General features: G+C 65.0%; 20 protein-coding genes. 18 read left to right on the top strand and 2 right to left on the bottom strand.

Annotated features, from left to right (window positions below; all coding sequences use genetic code 11):
- The first annotated feature begins 27 nt into the window (after positions 1 to 27).
- The 14 genes from ACP691_RS09070 (at position 28) to ACP691_RS09005 (ending at position 16,200) form a co-directional block, all read left to right on the top strand.
- Positions 28 to 969, top strand: a complete 942-nt coding sequence (locus ACP691_RS09070) for a VOC family protein (RefSeq protein ID WP_426199541.1) — start codon at positions 28 to 30, stop codon at positions 967 to 969.
- A gap of 3 nt (positions 970 to 972) precedes the next feature.
- Positions 973 to 1,308, top strand: coding sequence for a Rieske (2Fe-2S) protein (locus tag ACP691_RS09065; protein ID WP_426199539.1), 336 nt, complete (start codon positions 973 to 975; stop codon positions 1,306 to 1,308).
- A gap of 178 nt (positions 1,309 to 1,486) precedes the next feature.
- Positions 1,487 to 2,611: an FAD-dependent oxidoreductase gene (locus tag ACP691_RS09060; RefSeq protein ID WP_426199537.1), complete on the top strand. Its 1,125-nt coding sequence runs from the start codon at positions 1,487 to 1,489 to the stop codon at positions 2,609 to 2,611.
- A gap of 44 nt (positions 2,612 to 2,655) precedes the next feature.
- Positions 2,656 to 4,341, top strand: a complete 1,686-nt coding sequence (locus ACP691_RS09055; protein WP_426199536.1) for a DUF1302 domain-containing protein — start codon at positions 2,656 to 2,658, stop codon at positions 4,339 to 4,341.
- A 17-nt stretch (positions 4,342 to 4,358) separates the two neighbouring features.
- Positions 4,359 to 5,717 carry a DUF1329 domain-containing protein gene (locus tag ACP691_RS09050; RefSeq protein WP_426199534.1) on the top strand — a complete coding sequence of 453 codons (1,359 nt, stop codon included), beginning with the start codon at positions 4,359 to 4,361 and terminating at the stop codon, positions 5,715 to 5,717.
- Between the two features lies 1 nt (position 5,718).
- Positions 5,719 to 6,780 (top strand): WD40/YVTN/BNR-like repeat-containing protein, encoded by a 1,062-nt coding sequence (locus ACP691_RS09045; protein WP_426199532.1) that lies wholly within the window; start codon positions 5,719 to 5,721, stop codon positions 6,778 to 6,780.
- 3 nt (positions 6,781 to 6,783) lie between these two features.
- On the top strand, positions 6,784 to 9,279 hold the full coding sequence (locus ACP691_RS09040; RefSeq protein WP_426199530.1) for an efflux RND transporter permease subunit: 2,496 nt from the start codon (positions 6,784 to 6,786) through the stop codon (positions 9,277 to 9,279).
- Entirely contained in the window at positions 9,269 to 10,501 is a 1,233-nt protein-coding gene (locus tag ACP691_RS09035; protein WP_426199528.1) for an MFS transporter, read from the top strand. Before ACP691_RS09040 ends, ACP691_RS09035 begins: the two co-directional genes overlap by 11 nt.
- The gene (locus tag ACP691_RS09030) at positions 10,498 to 11,475 is read left to right on the top strand and encodes a fumarylacetoacetate hydrolase family protein (RefSeq protein ID WP_426199526.1); all 978 of its coding nucleotides are present in this window, start codon (positions 10,498 to 10,500) and stop codon (positions 11,473 to 11,475) included. Before ACP691_RS09035 ends, ACP691_RS09030 begins: the two co-directional genes overlap by 4 nt.
- 9 nt (positions 11,476 to 11,484) lie before the next feature.
- Positions 11,485 to 12,477: an NAD-dependent epimerase/dehydratase family protein gene (locus ACP691_RS09025; RefSeq protein ID WP_426199525.1), complete on the top strand. Its 993-nt coding sequence runs from the start codon at positions 11,485 to 11,487 to the stop codon at positions 12,475 to 12,477.
- A complete protein-coding gene (locus ACP691_RS09020) occupies positions 12,467 to 13,246 on the top strand; it encodes a cyclase family protein (RefSeq protein ID WP_426199523.1) in 780 nt (259 codons plus the stop codon). The genes ACP691_RS09025 and ACP691_RS09020 overlap by 11 nt, the downstream gene beginning before the upstream one ends.
- A 101-nt stretch (positions 13,247 to 13,347) precedes the next feature.
- Positions 13,348 to 14,763: an iron-containing redox enzyme family protein gene (locus tag ACP691_RS09015; RefSeq protein ID WP_426199521.1), complete on the top strand. Its 1,416-nt coding sequence runs from the start codon at positions 13,348 to 13,350 to the stop codon at positions 14,761 to 14,763.
- Positions 14,760 to 15,728 carry a methyltransferase gene (locus tag ACP691_RS09010; protein WP_426199520.1) on the top strand — a complete coding sequence of 323 codons (969 nt, stop codon included), beginning with the start codon at positions 14,760 to 14,762 and terminating at the stop codon, positions 15,726 to 15,728. Before ACP691_RS09015 ends, ACP691_RS09010 begins: the two co-directional genes overlap by 4 nt.
- A gap of 25 nt (positions 15,729 to 15,753) precedes the next feature.
- On the top strand, positions 15,754 to 16,200 hold the full coding sequence (locus tag ACP691_RS09005) for a globin domain-containing protein (RefSeq protein ID WP_426199518.1): 447 nt from the start codon (positions 15,754 to 15,756) through the stop codon (positions 16,198 to 16,200).
- 151 nt (positions 16,201 to 16,351) lie between these two features.
- Here the strand turns inward: ACP691_RS09005 and ACP691_RS09000 are convergent, their stop codons facing one another.
- Complete coding sequence (locus tag ACP691_RS09000) at positions 16,352 to 17,011, bottom strand: HAD family hydrolase (RefSeq protein ID WP_426199667.1); 660 nt, start codon at positions 17,009 to 17,011, stop codon at positions 16,352 to 16,354.
- Between the two features lie 153 nt (positions 17,012 to 17,164).
- Between ACP691_RS09000 and ACP691_RS08995 the strand changes: the two genes are divergently transcribed.
- From ACP691_RS08995 to ACP691_RS08980, 4 genes are all read left to right on the top strand, one after another.
- Positions 17,165 to 18,817 (top strand): VRR-NUC domain-containing protein, encoded by a 1,653-nt coding sequence (locus ACP691_RS08995; protein WP_426199516.1) that lies wholly within the window; start codon positions 17,165 to 17,167, stop codon positions 18,815 to 18,817.
- Complete coding sequence (locus ACP691_RS08990) at positions 18,814 to 21,084, top strand: ATP-dependent DNA helicase (protein WP_426199515.1); 2,271 nt, start codon at positions 18,814 to 18,816, stop codon at positions 21,082 to 21,084. The genes ACP691_RS08995 and ACP691_RS08990 overlap by 4 nt, the downstream gene beginning before the upstream one ends.
- A gap of 81 nt (positions 21,085 to 21,165) precedes the next feature.
- Positions 21,166 to 22,809 carry a phosphoglucomutase (alpha-D-glucose-1,6-bisphosphate-dependent) gene (gene pgm, locus ACP691_RS08985; RefSeq protein ID WP_426199513.1) on the top strand — a complete coding sequence of 548 codons (1,644 nt, stop codon included), beginning with the start codon at positions 21,166 to 21,168 and terminating at the stop codon, positions 22,807 to 22,809.
- A gap of 301 nt (positions 22,810 to 23,110) precedes the next feature.
- A complete protein-coding gene (locus ACP691_RS08980; protein ID WP_426199512.1) occupies positions 23,111 to 25,264 on the top strand; it encodes a UvrD-helicase domain-containing protein in 2,154 nt (717 codons plus the stop codon).
- On the opposite strand, the gene ACP691_RS08975 is transcribed toward ACP691_RS08980, so the two are convergent.
- Positions 25,230 to 25,490: a DUF1652 domain-containing protein gene (locus ACP691_RS08975; protein ID WP_040263406.1), complete on the bottom strand. Its 261-nt coding sequence runs from the start codon at positions 25,488 to 25,490 to the stop codon at positions 25,230 to 25,232. The genes ACP691_RS08980 and ACP691_RS08975 overlap by 35 nt on opposite strands.
- Positions 25,491 to 25,712: the final 222 nt, after the last annotated feature.

Genomic DNA, 25,712 nt, shown 5'->3' with positions numbered 1-25,712 from the left:
TCCAATGACAAGAACGGAGTGGCACCCATGAATATCATCGGCCTTGAAGCGCTGGTGTTCGGCGTCGACGACCTGCAGGCCTGTACCGACTGCCTGAAGGACTACGGCCTGGAACCGGTGGCGCTGGACGCCAATGGCGGTCGGTTCGAAGCCCTGGACGGCACCGCGATCATTCTGCGGCGCGCCGACGACCCCAGCCTGCCGCCGGCGATGGGTCCGGCGCCGTCGCTGCGCGAAACCCTCTACTCGGTGCAAAGCGTCGAGGACCTGGCCGCCATCGAAGATGAACTGGCCCGGGATCGCGCGGTGACCCGTGACGCCGAGGGCGGCCTGCACAGCGTGGACGACCTGGGCTTCCACATCGGTTTCCAGCTCACCCGCAGGCGCCCGTTCGACGCCCCGGCGGACCTGACCAATGCCCCGGGCAGCGCACCGCAACGGCCGCTCAACCAGGTGGGCATCAGCCCGGACATGGCGGCGCGCCCGCGTACCCTGTCGCATGTGGTGTATTTCGTGCCGGATTCGGCCAAGGGCGCGGCCTTCTACACCGAGCGCCTGGGTTTCCGGATCACCGATACCTTCGAAGGGGTGGGACCCTTCATGCGCCCGGCCGGCTCGGATGACCACCACTGCCTGTTCATGATCCAGACGCCACCGCACATGAAAGGCTGCGAGCACTTCACCTTCCACATGGGCAGCGGCACCGAGGTACTGCTGGCCGGCCAGCGCTTCGCCGCCCAGGGCTGGACCAGCTTCTGGGGCCCGGGACGCCATCTGTTCGGCTCCAACTGGTTCTGGTACTTCAACAGCCCGCTGGGCTGCCATATCGAATACGACGCCGACATGGACAAGCATGACGACGCCTGGGCGGCACGGCTGGCGCCCATGTCGGCCGACAACTCCCAACTGTTCCTGTTCGCTCATCGGGAAAAGTGGGCACCGAGCGGGCCGCCACCGAAGCGGGGTTGAGCCGTGGCGGGCCTGACACGCCTGTGTGCGCTCGCCGAGCTGAGCGAAGGCGTATCCCGGGGGTTCGACCCCTGGGGCGCCGGCCACGATCAGGTGTTTGCCTTGCTGCATCAGGGGCAGGTGAGGGTGTATCGCAACAGCTGCCCTCACCTGGACGTGCCGCTGGAATATCGCAAGGACCGTTATCTCTCCGCCGACGGTGCCTGGATCATCTGCTACGCCCATGGGGCACGCTTCGATCCGGCCGATGGGCGTTGCGTGTACGGGCCTTGCCTGGACGAGCACCTGAGGGCCTTGCCACACAGAGTGGAGGACGCCGCGGTCTGGCTGGAAGGTTGAAAGCGCGCCAGCGAGGTCAAGCGTGGGTGTGAGGTATCGGCCACGGCGATACATCCCATCCCAACACGCGATTAGTCAAATCGGTGCCCGATACGCCGTAATGCCGATCAGCCCAGCTGACCTGAGCCCTGCGAGCGCTGGCGCCCAAGACAAACAATAAGAACAAGCGAGTCCAAGCATGAAACCAGTGAACAAGGTGCTGATCGTGGGCGGTGGGATCGGCGGCCTCTGTGCCGCGATATCCTTGCGACGCCAAGGCCTGGATGTAGACCTGATCGAGCTCAAGCCGCAGTGGACTGTCTATGGCGTGGGCATCATCCAGCAGAGCAATGTGGTTCGGGAGATGGCCCGGCTGGGGGTACTCGATGCCTACCTGGGCGCTGCCTATGCCTTTGAGGACGTGGCCATCTACGGGCCTCAGGGCCAGACCCTGGCGCGCATCCCCGGGCAGCGCCTGGCCGGCCCGGAATACCCGGCCAACGTCGGCATTTCCCGCCTGGCCCTGCACCATGTACTCAGCGACACGGCTGCCGCCCTTGGGGCGCGCATTCGCCTGGGCCTGGCGTTGGAAAGCCTGGAGCAAGACCCTGAGGGCGTCGATGTACGCTTCACTGATGGCAGCCAGGGCCGCTATGACCTGGTGGTAGGCGCCGACGGCCTCTACTCGCAGATCCGCGGCCTGTTGTTCGGTGACCGCTACAAACCACGCTTCACGGGCCAGGCGGTGTGGCGCCACAACTTCCCCCGCGCGCCCCATATCGATCACCTGGCGAACTTCCAGAGCGCCGCGGGCAACGCCGGGCTGGTGCCCCTGGCCGGCGACCTGATGTACCTGTTCCTGACCTCTCACGAGCCGGACAACCCCTGGATGGAGCCCGGCACGCTCGCCGAACAGATGCGCGCTCGTCTGGCCGGCTTTGGTGGCCTGATCGGCGAGCTGCGCGAGCAGATCCACGACAATGCCCAGGTGGTGTACAAGCCCATGGAAGTGGTGTTCGTGGACGAGCCCTGGTACCAGGGCAGGGTGCTGCTGATCGGTGATGCCGCCCATGCCACCACCCCGCACCTGGGCCAGGGCGCCGGGATGGCCATCGAAGACGCGGTGGTGCTGGGCGAAGAACTGAGCCGCGGCGGCAGCCTGGCGGACCAGCTGCAAAGGTTCATGGCGCGACGCTTCGAGCGCTGCAAGTTCATCAGCGAGCAGTCGATCCTGGCGGGGGACAAGGAGATCGCCCAGGACCATGGCTTCGACCGCATCGGCCTGGTGAAAGGGATGCTGGAACGTACCGCCGAACCCATCTGAGTTCGTTTTCCAAGCCCTACAAGAACAATTAGAGAGGGAACACCATGATCGTTCGTACCTCACGGCTTTCGCCGCATGGGGCCGGGGCGCGCCGCGCCCGTACCCCGGCCCTGACCCTTGCCGCCGCACTGGTGAGTGTCGCCGGCCCGACAATGGCTTTCGAGTTCGATAGTGGCAACCCGGACTTGCGCATTCGCTGGGACAACACCCTCAAGTACAGCGCCGCCTGGCGCACCGAAGGGCAGAGCAACCGCCTGACCGAAGGCAGCGCGGCGCTGAACCTGGACGACGGTGATCGCAACTTCGACAAGGGCCTGATCTCCAGCCGGGTCGACCTGCTCTCGGAGATGGACATCACCTACCAGAACGTCGGCGCCCGCGTCAGCGGCGCCGCCTGGTACGACGATGTCTATAACCGCAATACCGACAACAACGCCGCCGACCGCAACAACAGCCTGGACGGTGATGATTTTCCCGAGGCTACCCGCACCCTGCACGGGCGCAAGGCCGAACTGCTCGACGCCTTTGTCTTCGCCAAGGGCGACCTGGGCGACATGCCGGCGTCCGCTCGCCTGGGCCAGTACGCGATGCAATGGGGCGAAAGCCTCTTCTACGGGATGAACGGCATTGCCGGCGGCATGGCGCCGGTGGATGTGGTCAAGGGCCTGTCGGTGCCCAATACCCAATTCAAGGAGTTGATTCGGCCGGTCAAGCAAGTGTCCGGTCAATTGCAGCTGACCCCGGACATCAGCCTCGGCGCCTATTACCAGTTCGAATGGGAAGCCAACCGCTTGCCCGCCTCGGGCAGCTATTTCTCGACAGACGACTTCTTCGCCGACGGCAACCAGCGGCTGTTCGTGGGTGATGCGCTTTTCCCCGGCGGCCAGCCTCTGGCGTTCTACCGGGGTAGCACCAAACAAGCCAGGGATTCAGGGCAGGGCGGCCTGCAGCTGCGCTGGCGTACCGAGAACTTCGATTACGGTATCTACGCCATACGCTTCCATGACAAGAGCCCGCAGCTAGTGGTGCGTCCGGATTTCGCTCACCTCGACCCTGTCAGTGGTTACGCCGGCCAGTATCAATGGGTCTACCCGGAAGGCATCGAAGCCGTGGGCGCCAGCTTCTCCACCACCCTGGACCAGTTCAACGTGGCCGGCGAGCTTTCCACCCGCTGGCATCAGCCGCTGGCTTCCACCCTGCAGCACGCTCTGGTCGGTGGCGAAGACGCGTCCAACGACGCCGACGAAGCCGTCTATGCCACTGGCCGCACCCTGCACGCCAACCTGTCCTGGCTGGCCAGCCTGGGCCCTTCGTTCGTGTCCCAAGAAGCCAGCTTCGTCGGGGAGCTGGCCTGGAACCGAGTGTTGAGCGTGACCCGCAACGCCGATGCGGTGGATCCGAACGCCGACCGCGACGCCTGGAGCCTGCGCACCGTCTACGAGCCCATGTACCGGCAGGCGTTTCCCGGCTGGGACATCAGCGTGCCCGTGGGCGCCAGCTACACCCATGGCGCCTCCATGGCCCTGGGCACCGGCTTCGGCGCCAACCGCGGCGGCGACCTCAACATCGGCATCAAGGGCAACTACCTCAACACCTGGAACCTGGGGCTGACCTACACCCACTACTACGGCCGCAGCGACACCTTCCTGGATGCCAGCAGCAACTACACCTTCGAGCAAAGCCTGATCGACCGCGATTTCCTTGCCTTCAGTGTCAGCCGCACCTTCTAAAAACAAGAGGACCGTCCATGAACCTCCGTCATCGCCTCAGTGCCCTGTCTTTCGCCTTGATGGGCGCCCTCAGCCTGGCTGGCCCTGCCCAGGCCGCCGTCAGCGCGGCCGAAGCCGATACCCTGAAGACCACCCTTACGCCCTTGGGCGGCGAGCGCGCCGGCAACGCCGACGGCAGCATCCCGGCCTGGAACGGTGGCCTGGCGCAGGCCGGCGGCGGGGAGGGCAAGCGCAGCGACCCCTTCGGCAGCGAAAAGCCTCTGTTCACCATCAGCGCCCAGAACATGGCCCAGTACGCGGACAAGCTGTCCGAGGGCACCAAGGCCATGCTCAAGAAGTATCCGGACAGCTACCGGCTCAATGTCTACCCCACGCACCGTACCGCGGCCGCGCCCCAGGCGGTGTATGACGCTACCTATGCCAACGCTACCCGGGCCAGGCTGGTTGAAGGCTCGGCCGGCGCCATGCCGGAGAACGCCCAGGGCGGCATCCCCTTCCCGATCCCCAAGGCCGGAGTGGAGGTGATGTGGAACCACCTGTTGCGCTGGCGCGGCGCCTCCTGGCACGCCAATTTCACCCAATACCTGACCACTGCCGATGGCAAGCATGTGCTGACCAACGATTCCCGGGCTGACATGCAGATGCCCTGGTACCTGCCCGACGGCGGCAAGCAGGACGGCACCTTCTGGACGATCCGCATGATCAACGATGGCCCGCCCCTGCGCGCGGGCGAGGCCATCACCGGGCGCGAGAACCTCAACGCCGACAATGCCGGGGTCTGGACCTACCTGCCAGGCCAGCGTCGGGTGCGCCGCCTGCCCAACGCCTGCTGTGACACACCCACGCCTGCCACCGCCGGGGTAATGAGTTTCGATGAACTCTATGTGTTCAATGGGCGCCTTGACCGCTTCGACTGGAAGCTGGTGGGCAAGAAGGAGCTGTACATCCCCTACAACGCCAACAAGGTATTCACGGTGGCCAACCCCACCGACCTGCTGGCCGACCACCATCTGGACCCGGCCGACCTGCGCTGGGAGCTGCACCGGGTGTGGGTGGTGGAAGCCACCCTCAAGTCCGGCAAGCGCCATGTGATGCCGCGCAGCACCTACTACCTGGACGAGGACACCTGGGCCGCCGTGCTCGGCGAGCGCTACGACGCCCAGAACCAGCTCGCCAAGGCCTTGTGGACCACACCCGTCGTGCTGCCAGACCTGCCCGGCGTGGTAACCCTGACCAACGGCTTCTACGATTTGCTCTCCGGCGCCTGGTTTACCGGAGACATCTTCGCCGGGAAGAGCGAGCAGTACCGGGTCGTCAATGCCTACAAGGACAGCGTCTTCACCCCGGACGCCCTGGCCGGCGAAGGCGTGCGCTGAGATGGCCCGCATGGGTTTGATCGGTAGGCTGATCATGGTCGTGGGCCTGGCCAGCTTGCCGTGGGCAGCCACTGCGCGAGCCAGCGAAACGCAGGCTCCGGCCCAGGCGGCGCCGGGGCTGCATGGGGTGCTGTTGGACATCACCCGCGCCGGTGACCGGCTGGTGGCCGTGGGCGAGCGCGGCATCGTGCTGCTTTCGGATGACAACGGCGTTGCCTGGCGGCAGGTGACCGTACCGGTAGGCAATACCCTGACCGCGGTGCGCTTCATCGATGCCCGGCGCGGCTGGGCAGTCGGGCATGCCGGCGTGGTCTTGCACAGCGAGGATGGTGGCGAGCACTGGGCCCTGCAGCTCAGCGGCGGCGAGGCGGCGCAGCGGGAACTGGACGCCGCCCGCGCCGCGGGAGACGAGGCGCGAGTCGAATCCGCCAAGCGACTGGTGGCCGATGGCGCCGATAAACCCTGGCTGGCAGTAGATTTCAGGGATGCCCGCCATGGCCTGGTGGTAGGGGCCTACGGCCTGGCCATGGCGACCGCGGATGGCGGCGCCAGCTGGCAGTCCTGGATGGGGCGCCTGCCAAATCCTCAGGGCTTGCACCTCTACGCGGTGGCGCGCCAGGGCACGGAGCTCTATCTGGCTGGGGAACAAGGGCTGCTCCTGCGTTCCAGCGACGAGGGCGGCCACTTCGAGGCGTTGCAAGCGCCTTATGACGGCAGTTTCTTCGCGCTCCAGCCATTGTCGGACGGGCGCCTGCTCCTGGCCGGCCTGCGTGGCAGCCTGTTGGCCTACGACCCGCACGCAGCCCGGTTCCAGAGCCTGGAAAACCCGCTGCCCATTTCCATCAACGCTGCCCTGACGGCGGCGGGCAGCACCCTGGTCATCAACCAGGCCGGCAACCTGTTGCGGGTCAATGGCAACGGAGCGGCCACACCTGTGCCTGTCGCGCCTGGAGCGCCGCTGACCGCGGCCACCCTGGCGGGTGACGGCGCCCTGGTCGCGGTCGGCTTCGCCGGACCTCGCCGCCTGGCGCTACCGGCCAACCCCACACCTTCCGCGGAGTAAGCGATGCTCAGCCATACCCACGCCGGCAACGACACCCAAGGCGGCCGCCTGGAAGACTTCGACCCAGCCTCTGGTGCCTGGCTGGAACGTGCCCTGTTCAACCACCGGCGCCTGGTGCTGGTGCTTTGCCTGCTGGTCACCGCCGCGCTGGGCTGGCAAGCGACCCGCCTCACCCTTAACGCCAGCTTCGAGAAAATGATTCCGGCCGAGCACCCCTTCATCGCTCAATACCTGGCCCACCGCCAGGAACTGACCGGGCTAGGGAACGCAGTGCGCATCAGCGTGGCCAACCGGGACGGGGATATCTATGACCCGGCCTACCTGGCCGTGCTGCAAAGGCTCAGCGATGAGCTTTACCTGTTGCCTGGCGTGGATCGCGCCTATATGCGCTCACTGTGGACGCCTGCGGTGCGCTGGGTTGGCGTGACCGAAGAAGGCCTGGAAGGCGGCCCGGTGATTCCTGACGGCTACGACGGTGGCGCCACCAGCCTGGCGGCACTGCGGCAGAACGTGCAGCGCTCCAACGAGATCGGCCAACTGGTCGCCTTCGATCAGCGCTCCAGCCTGGTGTACCTGCCCTTGCTGGCCAACACCGCCGATGGCAAGCCGTTGGACTACCATACCTTCGCCACCCAGCTGGAGGCCTTGCGCGCCAAATACCAAAGCGAGCATATCGAGGTCCGCATCACCGGCTTCGCCAAGGTGGTCGGAGACCTGATCGATGGGCTGGCACAGATCCTGGCGTTCTTTGCCGCCGCCATCGTCATTACCGCCGGGGTGCTGTGGGCCTACACCCGCTGCCTGCGCAGTACCCTGCTGGTGCTCTGCTGCTCCCTGGTAGCGGTGGTCTGGCAGCTGGGATTGCTGCCGCTGCTGGGCTTCGAGCTTGACCCCTATTCGGTGCTGGTGCCCTTCCTGGTGTTCGCCATCGGCATCAGCCATGGCGCGCAGAAGATGAACGGCATCATGCAGGACGTGGGCCGGGGCATGCACCGGCTGGTCGCGGCGCGCTATACCTTTCGCCGGCTCTTCCTGGCAGGGCTTACCGCGCTCCTGTGCGACGCGGTGGGCTTCGCCGTGCTGATGCTGATCAAGATCCAGGTAATCCAGGACCTGGCCTTGATCGCCAGCCTGGGCGTAGCGGTGCTGATCTTCACCAACCTCATCCTTCTGCCCATTCTGCTTTCATACCTTGGCGTAAGCGCCAGGGCCGCCCAGCGCAGCCTGCGCGGGGAATGTAGAGGGGAGGAGGGCGATACGGCACCGCCCGCCGGGCTCTGGGCCGTTCTGGATCGCTTTACCCGCCCTGGCCCGGCCAAGGCGGTGGTAGGCATCTCGGCCCTCATGGCGGTAGGTGGCTATTGGGCAAGCTTGCACCTGAAGGTAGGCGACTTGGACGCCGGCGCGCCAGAGTTGCGCGCGGACTCTCGCTACAACCAGGACAGCCGCTACCTGAGCGCTCACTATGGTGCCAGCAGCGACCTGTTCGCGGTGATGGTGAGCACGCCCCCTGGGGGCTGCGCCAACTACGACACCCTGCGCCGGGTAGACCGCCTGGATTGGCAGTTGCGGAGCCTGGAGGGCGTGGATTCCACCAATTCGCTGGCCTTGCTCAATCGGCGGGTGCTGGTGGGCCTCTCCGAAGGCAATCCCAAGTGGTACGAGCTGGTGAACAACCAGGCCACCTTGAACATGGTGACCGCGGGCGCGCCGCGGGGCCTGTACAACGAGGATTGCAGCCTGCTCACCCTGTACGCCTACCTCACTGACCACAAGGCCGACACCCTGGCCCGGGTCGTCTCCAGCGTGCAGCGGTTCGCCCGGGAAAACGATAGCGAGCAGGCCCATTTCCTGCTGGCTGCGGGCAATGCCGGCATCGAGGCGGCCACCAACATCGTGGTGCAACAGGCCAGCCGGGAGATGCTCTGGTGGGTCTATGGCGCCGTGGTGCTACTGTGCCTGGTGACCTTCCGCTCGTGGCGAGCCGTGGTGTGCGCCGTGTTGCCCCTGGCCCTGACCTCGGTACTGTGCGAGGCGCTGATGGTGAGCCTTGGCATTGGCATCAAGGTAGCGACCCTGCCGGTAATTGCGCTGGGCGTGGGCATAGGCGTGGACTACGCCCTCTATGTGATGACCATAGTGCTCGCCGAGATGCGCCAGGGCGCCAGCCTTTCCCAGGCCTACCAGCGCGCCCTGCGCTTTACCGGCCGGGTGGTGATGCTCACCGGCGTCACCCTGGCGGTAGCCGTGGGCACCTGGATCTTCTCGCCCATCAAGTTCCAGGCAGACATGGGCGTGCTGTTGGCCTTCATGTTCCTTTGGAACATGGTCGGTGCCCTGGTGCTGCTACCGGCCCTGGCCTGCTTCCTGTTGCCGGGCGCGCGTACCAGCGCCGCGTCCCAGGCCGCGACCGTTTCTTCCCCTTCGAACGCCCGAGCGCGGCGTGCTCCGGGCCATGCCCTGCCACCTCAGACTTTGGAGGCCCGCCATGAAGGCTGAACCCACGGCCCGTTGGCCCCAAGCCACTCTCCTGCTGCTGGGCAGCTGCCTGCCGGTGCTGGGCGCCGTACTGCTGGCGCCGGTGCTGCCACGGATGCAGGCGCATTTCGCCGAAGTCCCGGGGGCCGCCGTGCTGGTGCCGCTGAGCCTGACCTTGCCGGCCCTCGTGGTGGCCTTGCTGGCACCCTTCGCCGGGATCATGGCCGACCGGGTGGGGCGCAAGCCCTTGCTCTGCCTGGCCCTGGCGCTCTATAGCCTGTGCGGGCTGCTGCCACTGTGGCTGCCCTCGCTGGCCGCGATCGTTGCCAGCCGCGCCGGTATCGGCCTGGCCGAAGCGGCCATCATGACCGCCTGCACCACCCTCATGGGCGATTATTACAGCGGCCCCCGGCGGCAGCGCCTGTTCGCCCTGCAAATGGTCGTCACGTCGCTTTCCGCGGCGCTTTTCATGGGCGTGGGCGGTGTGCTGGGCGCTCAGGACTGGCGCGCGCCGTTCTGGCTCTATGCCTGCGGCCTGCTGTTCCTGCCCTTGGTATGGCGGCTGCTCTGGGAGCCCAAGCCATCGACCCTGGCCAGGCCGGAAGAGCCCGCGGGCAATGCCTGGTCCGGATTGCAGGGCTTCTATGGGCTGGCGGTCATTGCCGGGGTGAGCCTGTTCATCGTGCCCATCCAGGGTGGTTTCCGCCTGGGCTTGCTCGGGATCGAAGACCCCGCGGCGATAGGTGCCACCATGGCGGCGAACCAGCTGGGAGTGGTCGCCGGCGCCCTTGGCTACCGCTGGCTCGGCCAGCGTACCCGACGGGCGCTGGTTCTGGCTTTCCTCTGTGCTGGCAGTGGTGGTGCCTGGCTGGCCCTTGCCACAAGCCAGCCGGCGACGGCCGCGGCCGTCACCCTCAATGGCCTGGGCGTGGGCATGCTGTTGCCCACCTTGATCGGCGCCATCATGGCCAGGGTACCCTTTGCCCAGCGCGGTCGCGCCAGCGGCCTGTTCACCGCGGCCATATTCGCCGGCGAGTTCGCCAGCCCTTTATGTGTACTGGCGCTCAATGGGGGCGTTCTGGACCAACTGCCTCGTGCATTGCTGATCATCGCTGGGGCCCAGTTGCTGATCGGTGCCACCTGCCTGGGCCTCGGCCGGTTGCTCGGGCCTGGCACGGCCCGGCCTGGCGAGGCCCGCTGCGTAACCAACCAGCCCGCCACCTCGACACAGGAGCTGCTATGAAACTTGCTACCTTGAAGAACGGCCACCCGGACGGAAGGCTGGTAATCGTCGATACCTCGCTCAACCAGGCCGTGGACGCAACCCCCGTGGCCGCCACGCTGCAACAGGCCATTGAAAGCTGGGACGCTTGCGAGGGCGCGCTGCGCCAGTTGGCCACGCGCCTGGCCCGTGGCGACTGCCCGGGTGCCTTCACCTTTGACCCCCAGCAGGCCATGGCGCCACTGCCCAGGGCCTACCAATGGTGCGATGGGTCGGCCTTCATGAGCCACGGCGAGCTGATGCAGAAGGCCTTCAACCTGCCGCCCATCGAAGGGGCGGATCGGATACCGCTGATGTATCAGGGCGCCGGAGATGACTTCCTCGGGCCCCACGACGACGTTCGCTTGCCCAGCCAGGCCCATGGCATCGACTTCGAAGGGGAGTTCGCCGTGCTCGTCGACGAAGTGCCCCTGGGCTGCGCGGCAGAGCAGGCGCTGGGCCACGTCAAGCTGATCCTGCAACTGAACGATGTGAGCCTGCGTGCCCTGGCACCGCGAGAAATGACCACCGGTTTCGGCTTTCTCCAGGCCAAGCCGTCGTCGGCCTTCGCGCCCTTCGCCGTGACCCCTGACGAACTGGGCGATGCCTGGCGGGACGGACGCGTCCAGTTGCCCTTGCAGGTGCATTGGAACGAGCAATGGTTCGGCGAACCCCATGGCGGCCAGATGACCTTTGGCTTCGATCAATTGATCGCCCATGCCGCGTTCACCCGCCGGCTTGGGCCCGGCACAATCATCGGCTCCGGTACGGTGAGCAACCGCAACCGGGACGCGGGGTCTGCCTGCATTGCCGAGCGCAGGGCCATCGAGATGATCACGAGCGGGGCCCCGAGTACAGGGTTCATGAAGTTCGGCGATCGCGTCCGCATGGAAGCTCGTGGGCTGCAGGGTGAAACCCTGTTTGGCGCCATCGAGCAGCGCATCGCGCAGGCCTGAGGAACAACCATGCGTGTTCTGATTACCGGAGCCAACGGCTTCATCGGCCAGGCCCTGAGCCAGCGCCTGTTGCGCCAGGGCCACCTGCGCGGGGAGCGCCTGACGCTGTTGCGCCTGCTGGACACCGAGTTTTCCGAGACCTTCAGCGATGAGCGAGTGCGTCAGCATGCCGGTAGCGTAGCGGACCCTGTACTGTTGCGCAGAATACTGGCCGACGGTATCGACGTGGTCTTTCACCTGGTCAGCATCGCCGGCGGGGCGGCCGAAACCGATTATGGACTCGGCTATCAGGTGAACCTGCTGGCCAGCCTTGAGCTGCTGGAGCAATTGCGCTGTGCCGCAGGCTGTCCGGTGCTGGTGTTCGCCAGCAGCGTGGCGGTGTATGGCGCCAGCCTGCCGTCGCGCATGGACGAACAGACGGTGCCACAACCGGCGCTCAGCTATGGCGCGCACAAGCGAATGGTGGAAATCGCTGTCCAGGACCTGGCCCGGCGCGGCGAAGTGGACGGCCGTGCGTTGCGCCTGCCGGGCATAGTAGCGCGTCCATCGGGGCAGCAGGGCCTTAGATCCGCTTTCATGAGCGACCTTTTGCACAGCTACGCGGCGAATCGGCCTTTCACCTGTCCGGTGTCGCCCGAAGCGTCGGCCTGGTGGATGTCCTTGCATTGCTGTGTCGACAACCTGCTTCGAGCCGCCGAGATCGGCGCCTTGCCAGCTCAGGCCAGTCGAGTGTGGCAACTGCCCGTGCTGCGCCTGACCGTGGCCGAAGTGGTCGCGGCCTTGGCCGCGCGCTTCGGCAATGAGCCACGGGCGCGGCTGAGTTTCCGACCCGAGCCTGAACTGGAGCGGCTGTTCGGTGCCTTTCCGCCCCTGCGCACGCCCCAGGCGCGCGCCCTCGGGCTGCACCACGACGGGAATGCCGCTGCCCTGGTTCGCAACGCCCTGTTGTCCATTCCTGCGCGCCCGCGCGTCCTACCCGGGAACCTTGCCTATGAAGCCTGAACGGCGTTTCGTCGACCTTTCGGTCACCCTGGAAAACAACCCCTATACCGATCCGCCGCCCTTGCTGCCGCGTATCGAGTACAGCGATCACCAGCAAGGCTGGCCGGAGATGGCCGCCATGTTCCCAGGGCTGACCCTGGAACAGATGCCAGGGGCCGAGGCCTGGGCGGCCGAGCGGCTGGTGATGACGACCCACAGCGGTACCCATATGGACGCCCCCTGGCATTACGCTTCGACCACCGACGGTGGCGCCCGGGCCTGGGGCATCGACGAACTGCCTCTGGAATGGTGCCTGCGCCCCGGCGTAAAACTGGACTTTCGCGCTCTGGCGGACGGACATGTGGTGACCGCGGCCGAAGTGGCGGCCGAGCTCGATCGTATCGAATACCGTTTGCGGCCGTTGGACATCGTACTGGTCAATACCCGGGCCGGGGACCTGTTCGGTCAGCCGGGCTACCTCGATGCCGGCGTCGGCATTGGACGGGAGGCCACTCTCTACTTGCTTGAACAAGGCGTGCGGGTGGTCGGCACCGATGCCTGGAGCTGGGACGCCCCCTTCAGCTACACCCGCCAGCGCTTCGCTGAAACAGGGGATGCATCCCTGATCTGGGAAGGACACAAGGCGGGGCGGGACGTCGGCTATGGCCAGATGGAAAAACTCGCCAACCTGGCGCAGTTGCCGCCCCATGGCTTCACCGTCAGTTGTTTCCCCTACAAGATCAAGGGCGCCAGCGCCGGTTTCGTTCGCGCCGTGGCCATCTTCGATTGACGGCCGCAGCCATTCATCCGTGATTGTCGGGCGGGCAGGGAATTTCCGGACAGTGCCGAGGCTCGAACCTCCACGACAAAGCGGATTCGAGTTGTTCTTTTATGACTGCCTTGCAAAACCTTGCCTGCTCGAAGTCTCAACCCATGCCAGTCACCACGCCGGCCCGGGACCTCTATAACGCCCTGATGCGCCAGCCCAGCGCGCAAAGCCTCGAGGCCGCACGGCAGTACCTGGACGAACGGCTCGAGGAGGCCGCTCAATTGGGCGGCGGGCTGCCTGACAATCTTGACGATCTGGACGCCTGGGTGGGTGAAAACGCCGCCAGGGTCGCCGAGCAGTATGCCAACTACCTCAAGGCCCGCCACGAAGGTGCCCCACGCCGGTTCTTCAGCAACCGCTCCCATGCGCTGTTCTTCCTTCGCGCCGTGGCGCCTACCAAGCTGGTCGACGGTGCCTGGTTGTACGGCACCTTGCGTCAGTGGGCCGACGGTCGCTATCACGGCTTGATCCGCACCTACCTCGAGGAACTGGGCGATGGCGAGCCGGCCCAGAACCATGTGGTGTTGTACCGCAAGTTGATCGCCGACCTGGAGTGTGAGCCCCAAGGCGACCTGGACGACAGCTACTACGTGCAGGGCGCCATCCAGCTGGCCTTGGGCGCGCTCGGTCATGAACTTCTGCCCGAGGTGATAGGTTTCAACCTGGGCTACGAGCAGCTGCCGCTGCACTTGCTGATCACCTCGTTCGAGCTGAATGAACTGGGCATCGACCCTTACTATTTCACCTTGCACGTGACCATCGACAACGCCAGTACCGGCCATGCCCAGAAAGCGGCACAGAGCCTGCGCGAGCTGATTCCGCTGAACGACCGCGAAGCCTTCATTCGAAGGGTGAGGGCCGGCTACCAGCTCAACGAGCTGGGGGCCGGCACCACCGCAGCCATCGCCGCCTTCGATCTCGAAGACGAGCTGGTGGCCATGCTTGAACGCAAGCAAGTCTTCGCCCAGCACATGCATTCCGACTACTGCAAGATCGAAGGTCGCACGGTCAACCAATGGCTCGCCGAGCCGGGTGGCATCCGTCCGTTCCTGGCGGCGCTGGAGCGCAAGGACTGGATCAAGCGTCAGGCAGACCCCTCGCAAAGCCGCTTCTGGCAGCTCATCGATGGCCCGGGCGCGGCCATGTTCGGCGTGTTCAGCGCCTACGAAAAGCAACTGCTGGCCGATTGGATCGCCGACGGCCATGTGCCGGAAGCAGGGCAGCGCCGGGGCAGCGATAACCCCTTCCGCCTGAAATTCCGCCAGCATCCGCTGGCGACCTCCCTGGCCCAGGCCGGCGGGCCCAGCGTCGAGGAACGGGCCGAGGTCCAGGCGGCCCTGGCCCAGGCGGGGCCCAAGTCGCGGCTGGAACGCTTGTTGCCCTTCATGGCTCCGCAATGTCATGCGACCCCGAGCGGCCTTTATGCCACTCGCTTGTTCGCCCGCGAGCTCGCCGGCGAAGCGGGGATCAGCCGATGAATATGTTGAAAGCCCTTGAGGAGGTGGAACAGGTCGACGGTGATGCCGCGCTCTTGACCCTGGGCGGCTATCTGGCCGAGGCGGGCTATGACTTCATCACGCCGACTCCCCTGACCCACCAGCGCAATCTGGACCGACGTGGCGGGCCCGCCGAGGACCTGCGCGACATCTTCGGCTGGAACCGCCCCTTCACGGCCGAGCGGTTGCCGGACACCCTGTTCGCTACCTTGGGTGCCGGGCAGCTCATCACTGAGCAGGCGCCTGGACAGTGGCGTAGCCTGGTGCGCTGTTCCAGCCTCGGGGAGCTGCGCCTGCTGCACTCCGGCTATCCGACCGAGGCGGCCGACGCGGTGTTTTTCGGCCCGGACACCTACCGTTTCGCCCGTTGCATCCGCGCCCATCTGGAGGCTCGTCAAGCCCCGCCGGCCCGTGCCGTAGACATCGGCTGCGGCAGCGGCGCCGGCGCCCTGGTGATCGCCACGGCCTGCCCGCAGGCAAATGTGTGGGGTACCGACATCAACCCCAGCGCGCTGCGCCTGACCAGGATCAACGCGCGACTGGCAGGAGCGGCTAACCTGACGCCCGTCGCCAGTGATGTACTGCGTGATCTACGGGGGGAGTTCGACCTGATCGTGGCCAACCCTCCTTACATGAAAGACCCCAAAGGGCGCGCCTACCGGGACGGCGGGGCAGGGATGGGCAGCCAGCTCTCGTTGCGCATCCTCGGCGAAGCGGTGCAGCGCCTGGCCCCGGGCGGCACCTTGCTCTTGTATACGGGCGTGGCGATCCAGGCAGGTGAAGATCCTTTCCTCGGCCAGGCCCGCCAGCTGCTGGAGGCCTTTCCCGGACAATGGCGCTACGAAGAGTTGGATCCGGACGTCTTCGGCGAAGACCTCGAGCAGGAGGGCTATGCCCAGGCTGAACGCATCGCCGTGGTGCTGCTGGAAGTTCGCCGCCAGCCCTAGCCTCGATTCTGAACAGGAGATGATCGTGAACACGCCTCTTTCCGCCCAGACCATCGAAACCATCAAGGCCACCGCGCCCGCCCTGCAGTCCCACGGGCTGGCCATCACCACCGGCATGTATGAACGGCTGTTCGTGGACCCGGAGATCAAGCGCCTGTTCGACCAGGCGGCGCAGATCTCCGGTGAGCAGCCCAAGCGCCTGGCGGCGGCGATCCTGGCCTTCGCGCAGAATGTGGACCGCCTGGAACGCATCGAGGGCGCGGTGGAAAAGATCTGCGAACGTCATGTGACCACCCAGGTAAGGCCAGAGCATTACGACGCCGTCGCCGCCGCGCTGCTGCCGGCCATCAAGGACGTGCTCGGGGAGGCCGCCACCGAACCGGTGCTCAAGGCCTGGGGCGAGGCCTACTGGTACCTGGCCGGCATCATGATCGAGCGGGAGAAACGGTTGTATGGACAGGCGGCGGGGTGAGCGGGACCAAACTTCTCAATGCGTTGCAATGAACATTCGTTGTAGTGCCCGATCCGAAGATTTTTCGCTAGCTCCCACCGGGATCACCTCACTGCCCGGCAGGAGGAGGGCAAAGCCCCCGAATGCGATGTAACGCCTTTACCGTCTTGCTTTAGCCCGGCCAGTTCTGAATCACTTCCCATAACCTCGGGTCATTGAAATCTTCTACCACCAGGTCCGCCCCGGCGGCCACTAGGGTCGCTTCGCTCTGGCTGGTGGCCAGGCCCACGGTATAGAGGTTGGCCGCCTTGGCGGCGGTGAGCCCGGGGATGGAATCCTCGAAGGCCATGGCGGCTTCGGCATTGGCTTGCAGGCGTTGTAGCCCGGTCAGGTAGGGCAGTGGGTCCGGCTTGGCCCGTGCCAGTTCTTCGGCGACGACGATGCTGGCGAAGGCCTGCTGCAGACCCAGGGCGCCGAGCATATGGTCGGCATTGGCCCGGGGCGCGTTGGTGACTACGACCCGGCCGATACCCTTGTCCTGGGCATAGGCCAGCAGCGTCGTCAGCCCGGCAATGGGCTCAAGCTTGTTGGACAGGGCGCGGAAGCGGGCTTCCTTGCGATCGGCGAAGGCACGGTGAAACGCCAGGTCCCGGTCGGGGAAAAGCAGCGCGCACATCTGGGGGTTGGCGCGGCCACTGCATAGCGCTTCGAAGTCTTCTTCACCGAAAGGGCGCTGGTCCTCTTCCCAGAGCAATTGCTGAATGGCCACCAAATGCAGTTTGTCGGTATCGGTCAGGGTTCCATCGAGGTCGAACAGCAAGGCACTGAGCATGAGCGCATCCGCGGGCGAAAAGAAGCCGAGCGTATCAGGCCAGCCTGGCATTGCTCAAACCGGCCTTCATTGACATCACCGGTCGGCGGCTCGCGGTTGAAGGCTTGGACGGCTGTATGTATAACCAGCGCCATCTTACCTGGACAGCCTGCCGTGAACGCTCTGGACAATCCCTTCTACTACCTGGAGAACTTCGAGCAGGCGTTGTCCTGGTTGCGGTCGCGCTACGAAGACGTGCTCGATGAACAAGAGCACGCTTTCCTGGCCGGGTTCGTCGGCCTGCCAAGGTCGTCGAGGGCCTTGCTGGTCCGCCTGATCATGCGCAAGGGCCAGCATTTTCGCTGCAGCAAGCTGTGCTATGCAGAGATCGGTGACCTGGCAGAGGCGGCGGCCCCATTGCTCGACCAGGGCTGGCTATCGGCCGAGGTACCCCTTGCCTTGCATGAACTGTTCGACCTCTTTGGGAAACCTGAGCTGCGCGAATGCTTCAGCGCTCACCGCCTGGCGCCGACAGGCCGCAAGGGTGACTGGTTCGAAACCCTGGCGCCCATGCATGAACAGCGCGCTACCCTGCGCCAATGGTGGCCCGCCTGCGCCGACGACGTCTGGCTGCTGACGGTACGGCCTCTGTGCGAGCGGCTGCGCATGCTGTTCTTCGGCAATCTGCGCCAAGACTGGTCTCAGTTCGTGCTGGTGGAGCTGGGGTTGCAGCGCTTCGAGCCAGTGGACTTTCCCTTGGCGTCCAGGGCCATCCGCCATCGCGCTGACTTGAGCGTGGCCATGGGGCTGGCCGCCTGCGCACAGGTGCTGGAGGAGGGTACGGCGGATGAGCAACTGCTGGTCACCTTGCACGGGCTGGCCTCTGACAATCCCTGGTTGGCCAGCCGCCAGCAGAAGCTGCTGTTCCGCGTCGGTCAAGGCTACGAGCGTGAAGGGCGCTGCGCTGAAGCGGAGTCGCTCTATGCCCGGTGCCAATGGCCAGGGGCGCGTCTGCGCCGGTTACGCATGCTTGAGCGTACCGAACGCTTCAGCGAGGCCCTGGCATTGGCGGAAGTAGCCAGCCAGGCACCGGAAAGCCCGGCGGAAGCACAGGGCCTGGCGCGTCTGCTGCCGCGCGTGCGTCGGGCGCTGGGAGCCCCAGTCAAGCTGCGTCGGCGAGCCGCCCCGGTGGAACGCCTGGACCTGGAACTGCCTTACCATGACAGTGTCGAGCGGGCGGTGCGCGACGCCCTGGCCGAGGCGGACGCGCCTGTGGTGTACGTGGAAAACACCCTGTTCACCGCCCTGTTCGGGCTGCTCTGTTGGCCCGCCTTGTTCGCGCCCTTGCCTGGAGCCTTTTTCCACCCGTTCCAGGCCAGCCCGCTGGACCTCTACCAACCGGATTTCGCCCAGCGACGGGCCGGGCTGCTGGATGCCTGCCTGGGCGAACTGGACACGGGCGCGTACCGCGACACCATCGTGCGTCGCTTCGCCGAGAAATTCGGGGTGGCCAACCCGTTCGTACACTGGGGCGCGATAGCGCTTCCCCTGCTCGAACTGGCGCTGGCCTGCATCGCGCCGCGGCACCTGAGGCTCTGCTTCGAACGTTTGCTGGAAGACCCGAAAGCCAACCGTGCCGGCATGCCGGACCTGATCCAGTTTTATCCGGCGCGTGGCGACTACCGGATGATCGAGGTCAAGGGCCCTGGAGACCGCTTACAGGACAACCAGCTGCGTTGGATCGCCTTCTGCCAGGAGCATGGCCTGTCCGTGCTGGTCTGCCATGTGCGCTGGGAAGCGGCCGCCGAGACCGCGGAGCCGGCATGACCTTGAGCGTGCCCGTGCGTGCCCTGTGTGAGTTCACCGCGCGCGAGGGAGACCTTGACTTGCGCTTCACGCCATCGCCCAGCGCGCTGGAAGGCATCGCCGGTCATGTGAAGGTGACCGAAAGACGTCCTGGCCATTACCAGCGAGAGCTGAGTCTCGCCGGAGAATGTCGTGGCCTGCAGGTGCACGGCCGAGCCGATGGCTACGACCCTCTCGATGGCTGTCTGGAGGAGATCAAGACCCACCGCGGCGACTTGACGCGGCAACCGGCCAACCAGCGCGCATTGCATTGGGCTCAGGCCAAGGTCTACGGCGCTCTGTTGTGCGCCAGTCAGGGGCTGGGGGCGCTCAAGCTTGCGCTGGTTTACTGGCATGTCGACCTGGAACAGGAAACCCGTTTCGAACGCTCCTGCACGGCGGCTGAGTTGCAGCGATTCCTTGAGCGGCAGTGCGAGGCCTACCTGGCCTGGGCGGCACGCGAGCGAGCCCACGGCCTGGAGCGCGACGCCTACCTGACGGCACTGGCATTTCCGTACCCCAGCATGCGCCCTGGCCAGCGGCACCTGGCTGAAACCGTATACAAGGCTGCCAGTATCGGCCGCTGTGTACTGGCTCAGGCGCCCACCGGCATCGGCAAAACCCTGGGCACGCTCTTTCCCTTGCTCAAAGCGTTGCCGCGCCAAGGCCTGCAGCGGGTGTTCTTTCTCACCGCCAAGACCCCGGGCCGGCAACTGGCCCTGGATGCGCTGCGCTGTCTTCACGCCGACAATGAACGGGCGAGGCCGTTGCGGGTGCTGGAGCTCAGTGCCCGGGAGAAAGTGTGCGAGCACCCCGGCAAGGCCTGTCACGGCGACGCCTGTCCCTTGGCCAAGGGTTTCTATGATCGCCTCCCGGGCGCTCGGCGGGCCGCGGTCGAGTGCGCTACTCTGGACCGCGCCACCTTGCGCGAGCTAGGCCAGGCCCATGGGGTGTGTCCCTATTACTTGGGCCAGGAGATGGCCCGCTGGGTTGACGTGGTCATTGGCGACTACAACTATTACTTCGACCTGAACGCCTCGCTGTTCGCCCTGGCCCAGGCCCAGGAGTGGCGCTACGGAGTCCTGGTCGACGAGGCGCACAATCTGGTAGATCGCGCCCGCGCCATGTACAGCGCCAGCCTGGACCCACGGGTGCTGGCGGCCCTGCGCGAGGCGCCCCTGGAAGGGACGGCCTCGGCATTGCGCGGGTTGACCCGTCAATGGAATGCCCTTGCCAAGGCGCAGGGTGAAGGCTATCACTGCCTGACGGAGCTTCCCGGCCCCTGGTTGAGCGCGCTCCAGCGCTGCCTTGGCTTGATAGGCGAGCGCCTCAATCAGGATCCCGCCGGGGTGCCCGCGGCCTGGCTGGACTTTTACTTCCAAGGGCTGCAGTTCACCCGGGTCGCCGAGCTGTTTGGCCAGGCCTATCTCTGCGACCTGGAAGTCTCGACGTTCAGGCGCCGCCTCGGCGCCCGGGTAAACCTGCGCAACGTGGTTCCAGCCGGGCAGCTGGCGCCGCGCCTTGCGGCCGCGCGCACCTGCGTGCTGTTCTCCGCGACCTTGAGTCCGGCCCATTATTTCGCCGACCTGCTGGGTTTGCCCCAGGGCTGGGCGTGGGTCGACGTCGCTTCGCCCTTCAAGACCGAGCAGGTCAGCTTGCGCCTGGCTGCCCAGGTGTCGACCCGCTACGCCGACCGGCAAGGCTCTCTCGACAGCGTGGCCCGTATCATCGCCACACAGTACGAGGCGCGGCCGGGCAACTATTTGGCGTTCTTCAGCAGCTTCGAGTACCTGAACCAGGTCGCGCGCTGTCTCGAGGAGCGATACGGGGCCGTGCCGGTACGCTGTCAGCAGCGGGGCATGGACGAGCAGGCGCGGCAGGCCTTCATCGACGGTTTCCGCGCCAATGGCCGCGGGGTGGGCTTCGCTGTCCTGGGTGGGGCCTTTGGCGAAGGCATCGACCTTCCGGGCGCGCGACTCATTGGCGCCTTCATCGCTACCCTGGGGCTGGCCCAGGTGAACCCGGTCAATGAGCAATTCAGGCAGCGCATGCAGGCCCGCTTCGGCCAAGGCTATGACTACGTCTATCTGTATCCTGGCTTGCACAAGGTAGTGCAGGCGGCCGGGCGGGTGATACGCAGCGAAGATGACCAAGGCACCGTGGTGCTGATCGACGACAGGTTCGGTGATGCCCGGGTGCGTCGGCTGCTGCCGGGCTGGTGGCCGGCGCCCGTGCCGATCGAGGCGTAACCCCTGGCGCGGATCATTCCCGTCGCGTGACGGTCGAATCGTCAGTAAACTGCCACCGATTGATACCATCCGAGGTTTTGCATGACGCACAGTCCGCTAGCGGGCAAGCCGGCACCGGCCGAATTGCTGATCGATATCCCCAGCCTGGTGACCGCCTATTTTTCGCGCAAGCCCGACGCCTCGGTGACGGGGCATCGCGTGGCATTCGGCACGTCCGGCCACCGCGGCAGTTCGTTCGACAACAGCTTCAACGAAGACCACGTCCTGGCCATCAGCCAGGCAATCTGTCTTTATCGCACGGCCAAGGGCATAGACGGGCCGCTGTTCCTGGGTATCGATACCCACGGGCTGTCGACCCCGGCAGGCGTTACCGCCCTGGAAGTGTTCGCCGCCAATGGGGTTGAGGTGATGCTCGCCCAGAACGACGAGTTCACACCCACCCCGGCGCTGTCCCACGCGATCATCTGCTACAACCGCGGGCGCACCCAGGGTCTGGCGGACGGCGTGGTCATCACCCCCTCCCATAACCCGCCCCAGAGTGGGGGATTCAAGTACAACCCGCCCAATGGCGGCCCGGCCGACAGCGACGTGACCAAGTGGATCGAGGCCAAGGCCAACGAACTGCTCGAAGGCGGTCTGTCCGGGGTGCGGCGCATCAGCTACGAGCGTGCGCTGCGGGCCGGAACTACCCACCGTCACGATTACCTTGGCGCCTATGTGGCCGACCTGGAAAACGTGATCGATTTCGAGGTGATACGTGGCGCCGGCCTGAAGCTCGGCGTGGATCCGCTGGGCGGGGCCGGCGTGCATTATTGGCCAGCCATCGCCGAGCGCTACAAGCTAGACCTGACCGTAGTGAATCGCTTTACCGACCCGACCTTCCGCTTCATGAGCGTCGATTGGGATGGGCAGATTCGCATGGACCCTTCCTCGCGGGACGCGATGCAGGGTTTGATCGGCCTCAAAGAGCAATACGACGTTGCCTTTGCCTGTGACCCCGATCACGACCGCCACGGCATCGTGACCCGCAGCGGCGGCCTGTTGAACCCGAACAACTACCTGGCAGTGTCCATCGACTATCTGTTCCGCAATCGTCCTCAGTGGCGCGCCGATGCCGCCGTGGGCAAGACGGTGGTGAGCAGCGGGCTGATCGACCGCGTCGCCGCCAGGCTGGGACGCAAGCTCTATGAAGTGCCGGTGGGCTTCAAATATTTCGCCGCCGGGCTGTTCGACGGCACCTTGGGCTTTGGCGGCGAAGAAAGCGCCGGTGCGTCCTTCCTGCGCCGCGACGGCCATGTCTGGAGCACGGACAAGGACGGCCTGATCCCTGGCCTGTTGGCTGCCGAAATGACCGCGCGGCTGGGCAAGGACCCTTACCAGCTGTACCAAGCCCTGGCCAGTGACTTGGGCCAACCCTTCGCCACGCGGGTGGATGCGAAGGCCGACGCCAGGCAGAAAGCCGCCCTTGGCAAGTTGTCGGCCGAGCAGATCACTTCCACCACGCTGGCAGGGGAACCCATCGAGCGCATCCTGGCGAAGGCGCCGGGCAACGACCAGGCGATCGGGGGCCTGAAGGTCATGACCGCCAATGGCTGGTTCGCCGCGCGCCCGTCCGGAACGGAAGACATCTACAAGATCTACGCCGAGAGCTTCAACGGTGAGGCACATCTTCAACAGCTGGTGAGCGAAGCACAGCAATTGGTGGACTCCGCTATCGGCGGGTGATCTGCCGGGGCCAGCCTTTGAGCTTGGGGTCACGCCCAAGCTCTCATGACTTCTAGAAAGGCTTCGCAAGTCATTGAATTTGAAAAATATTATTTCATTATTCTCGAAACTACCTGAACTGGCGCGCTATGTCGTCGAAACTTATCGCACAGCCCACCGAAACAATGTTCCCAATTCATCGTTGCCGCCAGAGTCACCGCCGCCGCCCAAGCGGCACTCGCGAGCACGAACCGGTGTACCCACGATTGCTCCCCGAATAGCGCCCACAGGGGGGGCGGCCGAGGCCGGGCCGGAATCTTATTTGTTCGCCGATCTGCCGCCTGGGGTTACCCCAACACTGCGCAAGCGAATGAAAGTCGATGCAGCGCAGCGCCTGCCGGCGCATGCCCAGCCATCGGCCAGCCAGTGGAAGTTGATACTGAGCAATGACATCAGCACCTGCGTAGTCGCTGGCGCCGGTTCTGGCAAATCCACGTCATTGGTGTTGCGCATTCTCTTTCTCGTGCAGTACCTGGGCGTGCCCTTGAGCGAGATCAGCGTCGTGACCTTTACCCGCGCTTCCCGGGAAGATTTCATCTGGCGTCTGGTAAAGCTGTTCGAAGCATGGGAACGCCCTTTGTCTTCAAACGAAGCTCGCGCCTGCGTAACCACGTTCCACGCCGCTGTCCTGGCCTGGACACGGAGCCTGCCTGGGCTGGAACAGGCACAAGCCTTTGAAACCCTTGGCACAGGAAAGGAGACCGAGGCCTTTTCCCTCCGGGTCAGCGCGCAGCAGCGAACCGAGCTCAATGCCTGCTACCACGATCTTATGAGCACGGATGCAATATTTGCGTCTGCCATTGAGCGCCTGCGGCTGCAAGCGGCTCAACTAGGGAGGCTGCCCAGCGATCATCCTAGGGTGCAGCGAAGGCTGCTGGCGATACAGCCTGCAGCCGAGCGTGATCAGGAATTGACCGACCTGATCGAAGCTCAGTGGAAGCAGGCAGGACATTGGCCCTTACCAGGCATCGTCGCGGAGCGCCGATTCCATGACATTCTTGGCCAGCGGTTCCAATGCCATGGCTATCTCGAGGGCACCGATACCTGGGTTATCCTGGGAGCGGAAGAACCCTTTGCGGAGCGGTCACGTCCAGGCGCCGCCCTGTCCATGCGGGCGGAATGGGCGGTAAAACGAACCCTGTTTCAAGCATTCTTCGATAAACCATTGATTTGGCTGGATGGTTACGCAGATTTCAGCGGCGCGAGCAGCGCCGAATCGCAGGGGCCTGGAATCGAATTCGCCTTGGCGGGGGAGTCTCAGCGCCAGCCGCTGCTCGATGCCTTCGTAGCCATGGCAGGCTTTGTCGAAAACCTGGGCCTGGAGGTAGCAAAGGTGCCATCGGGCATAGAGCTGGAAGCCGACAGGCCATTCTTCGACGCGCTGGGGCGATTCTGGCCTGCGTTCGAACATCGTCTACGTCAGCAGCAGCCACCGGTACTGACCTATAACCGTATGTTCGGCCTGTTCAGCTCAGCCAGTGAACACCTGCATCGATTGCCAGCATCACGCCTCGCCAGCCTGCGTAATTTGATGGTGGATGAGTTCCAGGACATCTCGCCACGGATCGCCAACTGGCTGCGGGCAGCCTTGGCTGAGCGCTTGCGGCGGTCGCCACAGGCCGGAGCGAGCCTGGTGTGCGTAGGCGATGATTGGCAATCGATCTACGGCTGGCGAGGCAGTTCGCCCAGCTTCTTTCTGAAGTTCGAGCAAGTATTCCCTGCTCCACGAAGCCGTAGGCTAAAGCTAAAGGAAAACTTCAGAAGTCATCAGCAGATCATTGATGCGGCTGAATTTCTTGTCAAATTTATTGCGACCATTCCAGGCAAGGGGGCGGTAGCGGCCGGCCTGTCCGGCGAGCTTGAAACATTGCCTCGGGTTCAGGTCCATGAGCGCAACGCCGAAGCGGTCCTGGCATTGTTCGAGCGCCTCTCACAGCAGAAGGCTTCGGTCCTGGTGCTGTATCGTCAGGCCAAGGATGACCCTCGCAAGGACCCTGTGCTCAAGGCCTTCTTGACGGCCCAGGAGCGGGAGGGTGGCCATGAGCGTCAGTTTCGTTGCATGACGATTCATGGCGCCAAGGGCCTTGAATCAGATGTGGTGGTGTTGTTGGGCGATTGCGACAGTCGTCAGGCGCCAGGCAGTCGGGACCGTCTATACCAGATCGCCGGCCTGGGCGCGACCGGCGACCCGGCGCCCTACGTACAGGCGCAGGCCGAGGAGGCGCTGCGTCTGGCCTATGTAGCGATCACCCGCGCTGCACGTGAAGTCCATTGGTACCTCGATGCCCCGGATTCGAGCCAGGAAGGGGGCGCGGCGGCCAGGGCGGCTCAGGCTCCCACCCAGTTCGAGCGCCAGCGGGGCGAGACCGGCGTAAACGCTCTCAGCCGCACGCGCGCAGAGACTGAGGCGGAATGAAGGCTTCGAGTTCAGCCTCGACGGCCTCGATCATGCGCTCCACGTCCGCGGCGTCCATGACGGTGGCGCAAGGAATGCCGGCGATGGCGATCAGGGTTTCCCCGCTGTGACGGTCGAACAAGCGAGCCACCATGCTGCTTGGGGCATCCATGCTGCCTTCGAAGCCCAGGGGATGAAAGTGCCAGCGCATGACCTGGCAGGCATTGGGAAAGGTCATCTTGTTCATGGTGCTTACCTCTGCAACATGCCTGTGCGAGCCGACGATACCAACCGGGGTCAATCAAACATAGCACCCTGACGGTGACGGTATTGTGTTTTTTTCGGACAGACTGGCACTTTTTTACATTTAGTTGATCGTGATCAGTCCTGGAAGGATTCAGCATGGCGCAAGCGAAGGCTGGAAGCGTCGGGGGCACTTTATATGGCGGTGACGCTCAAGATTGCTTGC

This window comes from Pseudomonas sp. DC3200b2, assembly GCF_049895785.1.
In the GTDB taxonomy this organism is placed as follows: domain Bacteria; phylum Pseudomonadota; class Gammaproteobacteria; order Pseudomonadales; family Pseudomonadaceae; genus Aquipseudomonas; species Aquipseudomonas massiliensis.
Note: the sequence above shows the minus strand (reverse complement) of the source record. Positions and strands in the feature narration are given on the sequence as shown.

Excerpts from the sequence above, each read along its gene's own strand:
- ACP691_RS09070 (WP_426199541.1), top strand. The coding sequence starts at position 28 with ATGAATATCATCGGCCTTGAAGCGCTGGTGTTCGGCGTCGACGACCTG.
- ACP691_RS09060 (WP_426199537.1), top strand. The coding sequence starts at position 1,487 with ATGAAACCAGTGAACAAGGTGCTGATCGTGGGCGGTGGGATCGGCGGC.
- ACP691_RS09055 (WP_426199536.1), top strand. The coding sequence starts at position 2,656 with ATGATCGTTCGTACCTCACGGCTTTCGCCGCATGGGGCCGGGGCGCGC.
- ACP691_RS09050 (WP_426199534.1), top strand. The coding sequence starts at position 4,359 with ATGAACCTCCGTCATCGCCTCAGTGCCCTGTCTTTCGCCTTGATGGGC.
- ACP691_RS09045 (WP_426199532.1), top strand. The coding sequence starts at position 5,719 with ATGGCCCGCATGGGTTTGATCGGTAGGCTGATCATGGTCGTGGGCCTG.
- ACP691_RS09040 (WP_426199530.1), top strand. The coding sequence starts at position 6,784 with ATGCTCAGCCATACCCACGCCGGCAACGACACCCAAGGCGGCCGCCTG.
- ACP691_RS09035 (WP_426199528.1), top strand. The coding sequence starts at position 9,269 with ATGAAGGCTGAACCCACGGCCCGTTGGCCCCAAGCCACTCTCCTGCTG.
- ACP691_RS09030 (WP_426199526.1), top strand. The coding sequence starts at position 10,498 with ATGAAACTTGCTACCTTGAAGAACGGCCACCCGGACGGAAGGCTGGTA.
- ACP691_RS09025 (WP_426199525.1), top strand. The coding sequence starts at position 11,485 with ATGCGTGTTCTGATTACCGGAGCCAACGGCTTCATCGGCCAGGCCCTG.
- ACP691_RS09020 (WP_426199523.1), top strand. The coding sequence starts at position 12,467 with ATGAAGCCTGAACGGCGTTTCGTCGACCTTTCGGTCACCCTGGAAAAC.
- ACP691_RS09015 (WP_426199521.1), top strand. The coding sequence starts at position 13,348 with ATGACTGCCTTGCAAAACCTTGCCTGCTCGAAGTCTCAACCCATGCCA.
- ACP691_RS09010 (WP_426199520.1), top strand. The coding sequence starts at position 14,760 with ATGAATATGTTGAAAGCCCTTGAGGAGGTGGAACAGGTCGACGGTGAT.
- ACP691_RS09000 (WP_426199667.1), bottom strand. The coding sequence starts at position 17,011 with ATGCTCAGTGCCTTGCTGTTCGACCTCGATGGAACCCTGACCGATACC.
- ACP691_RS08990 (WP_426199515.1), top strand. The coding sequence starts at position 18,814 with ATGACCTTGAGCGTGCCCGTGCGTGCCCTGTGTGAGTTCACCGCGCGC.
- pgm (WP_426199513.1), top strand. The coding sequence starts at position 21,166 with ATGACGCACAGTCCGCTAGCGGGCAAGCCGGCACCGGCCGAATTGCTG.
- ACP691_RS08975 (WP_040263406.1), bottom strand. The coding sequence starts at position 25,490 with ATGAACAAGATGACCTTTCCCAATGCCTGCCAGGTCATGCGCTGGCAC.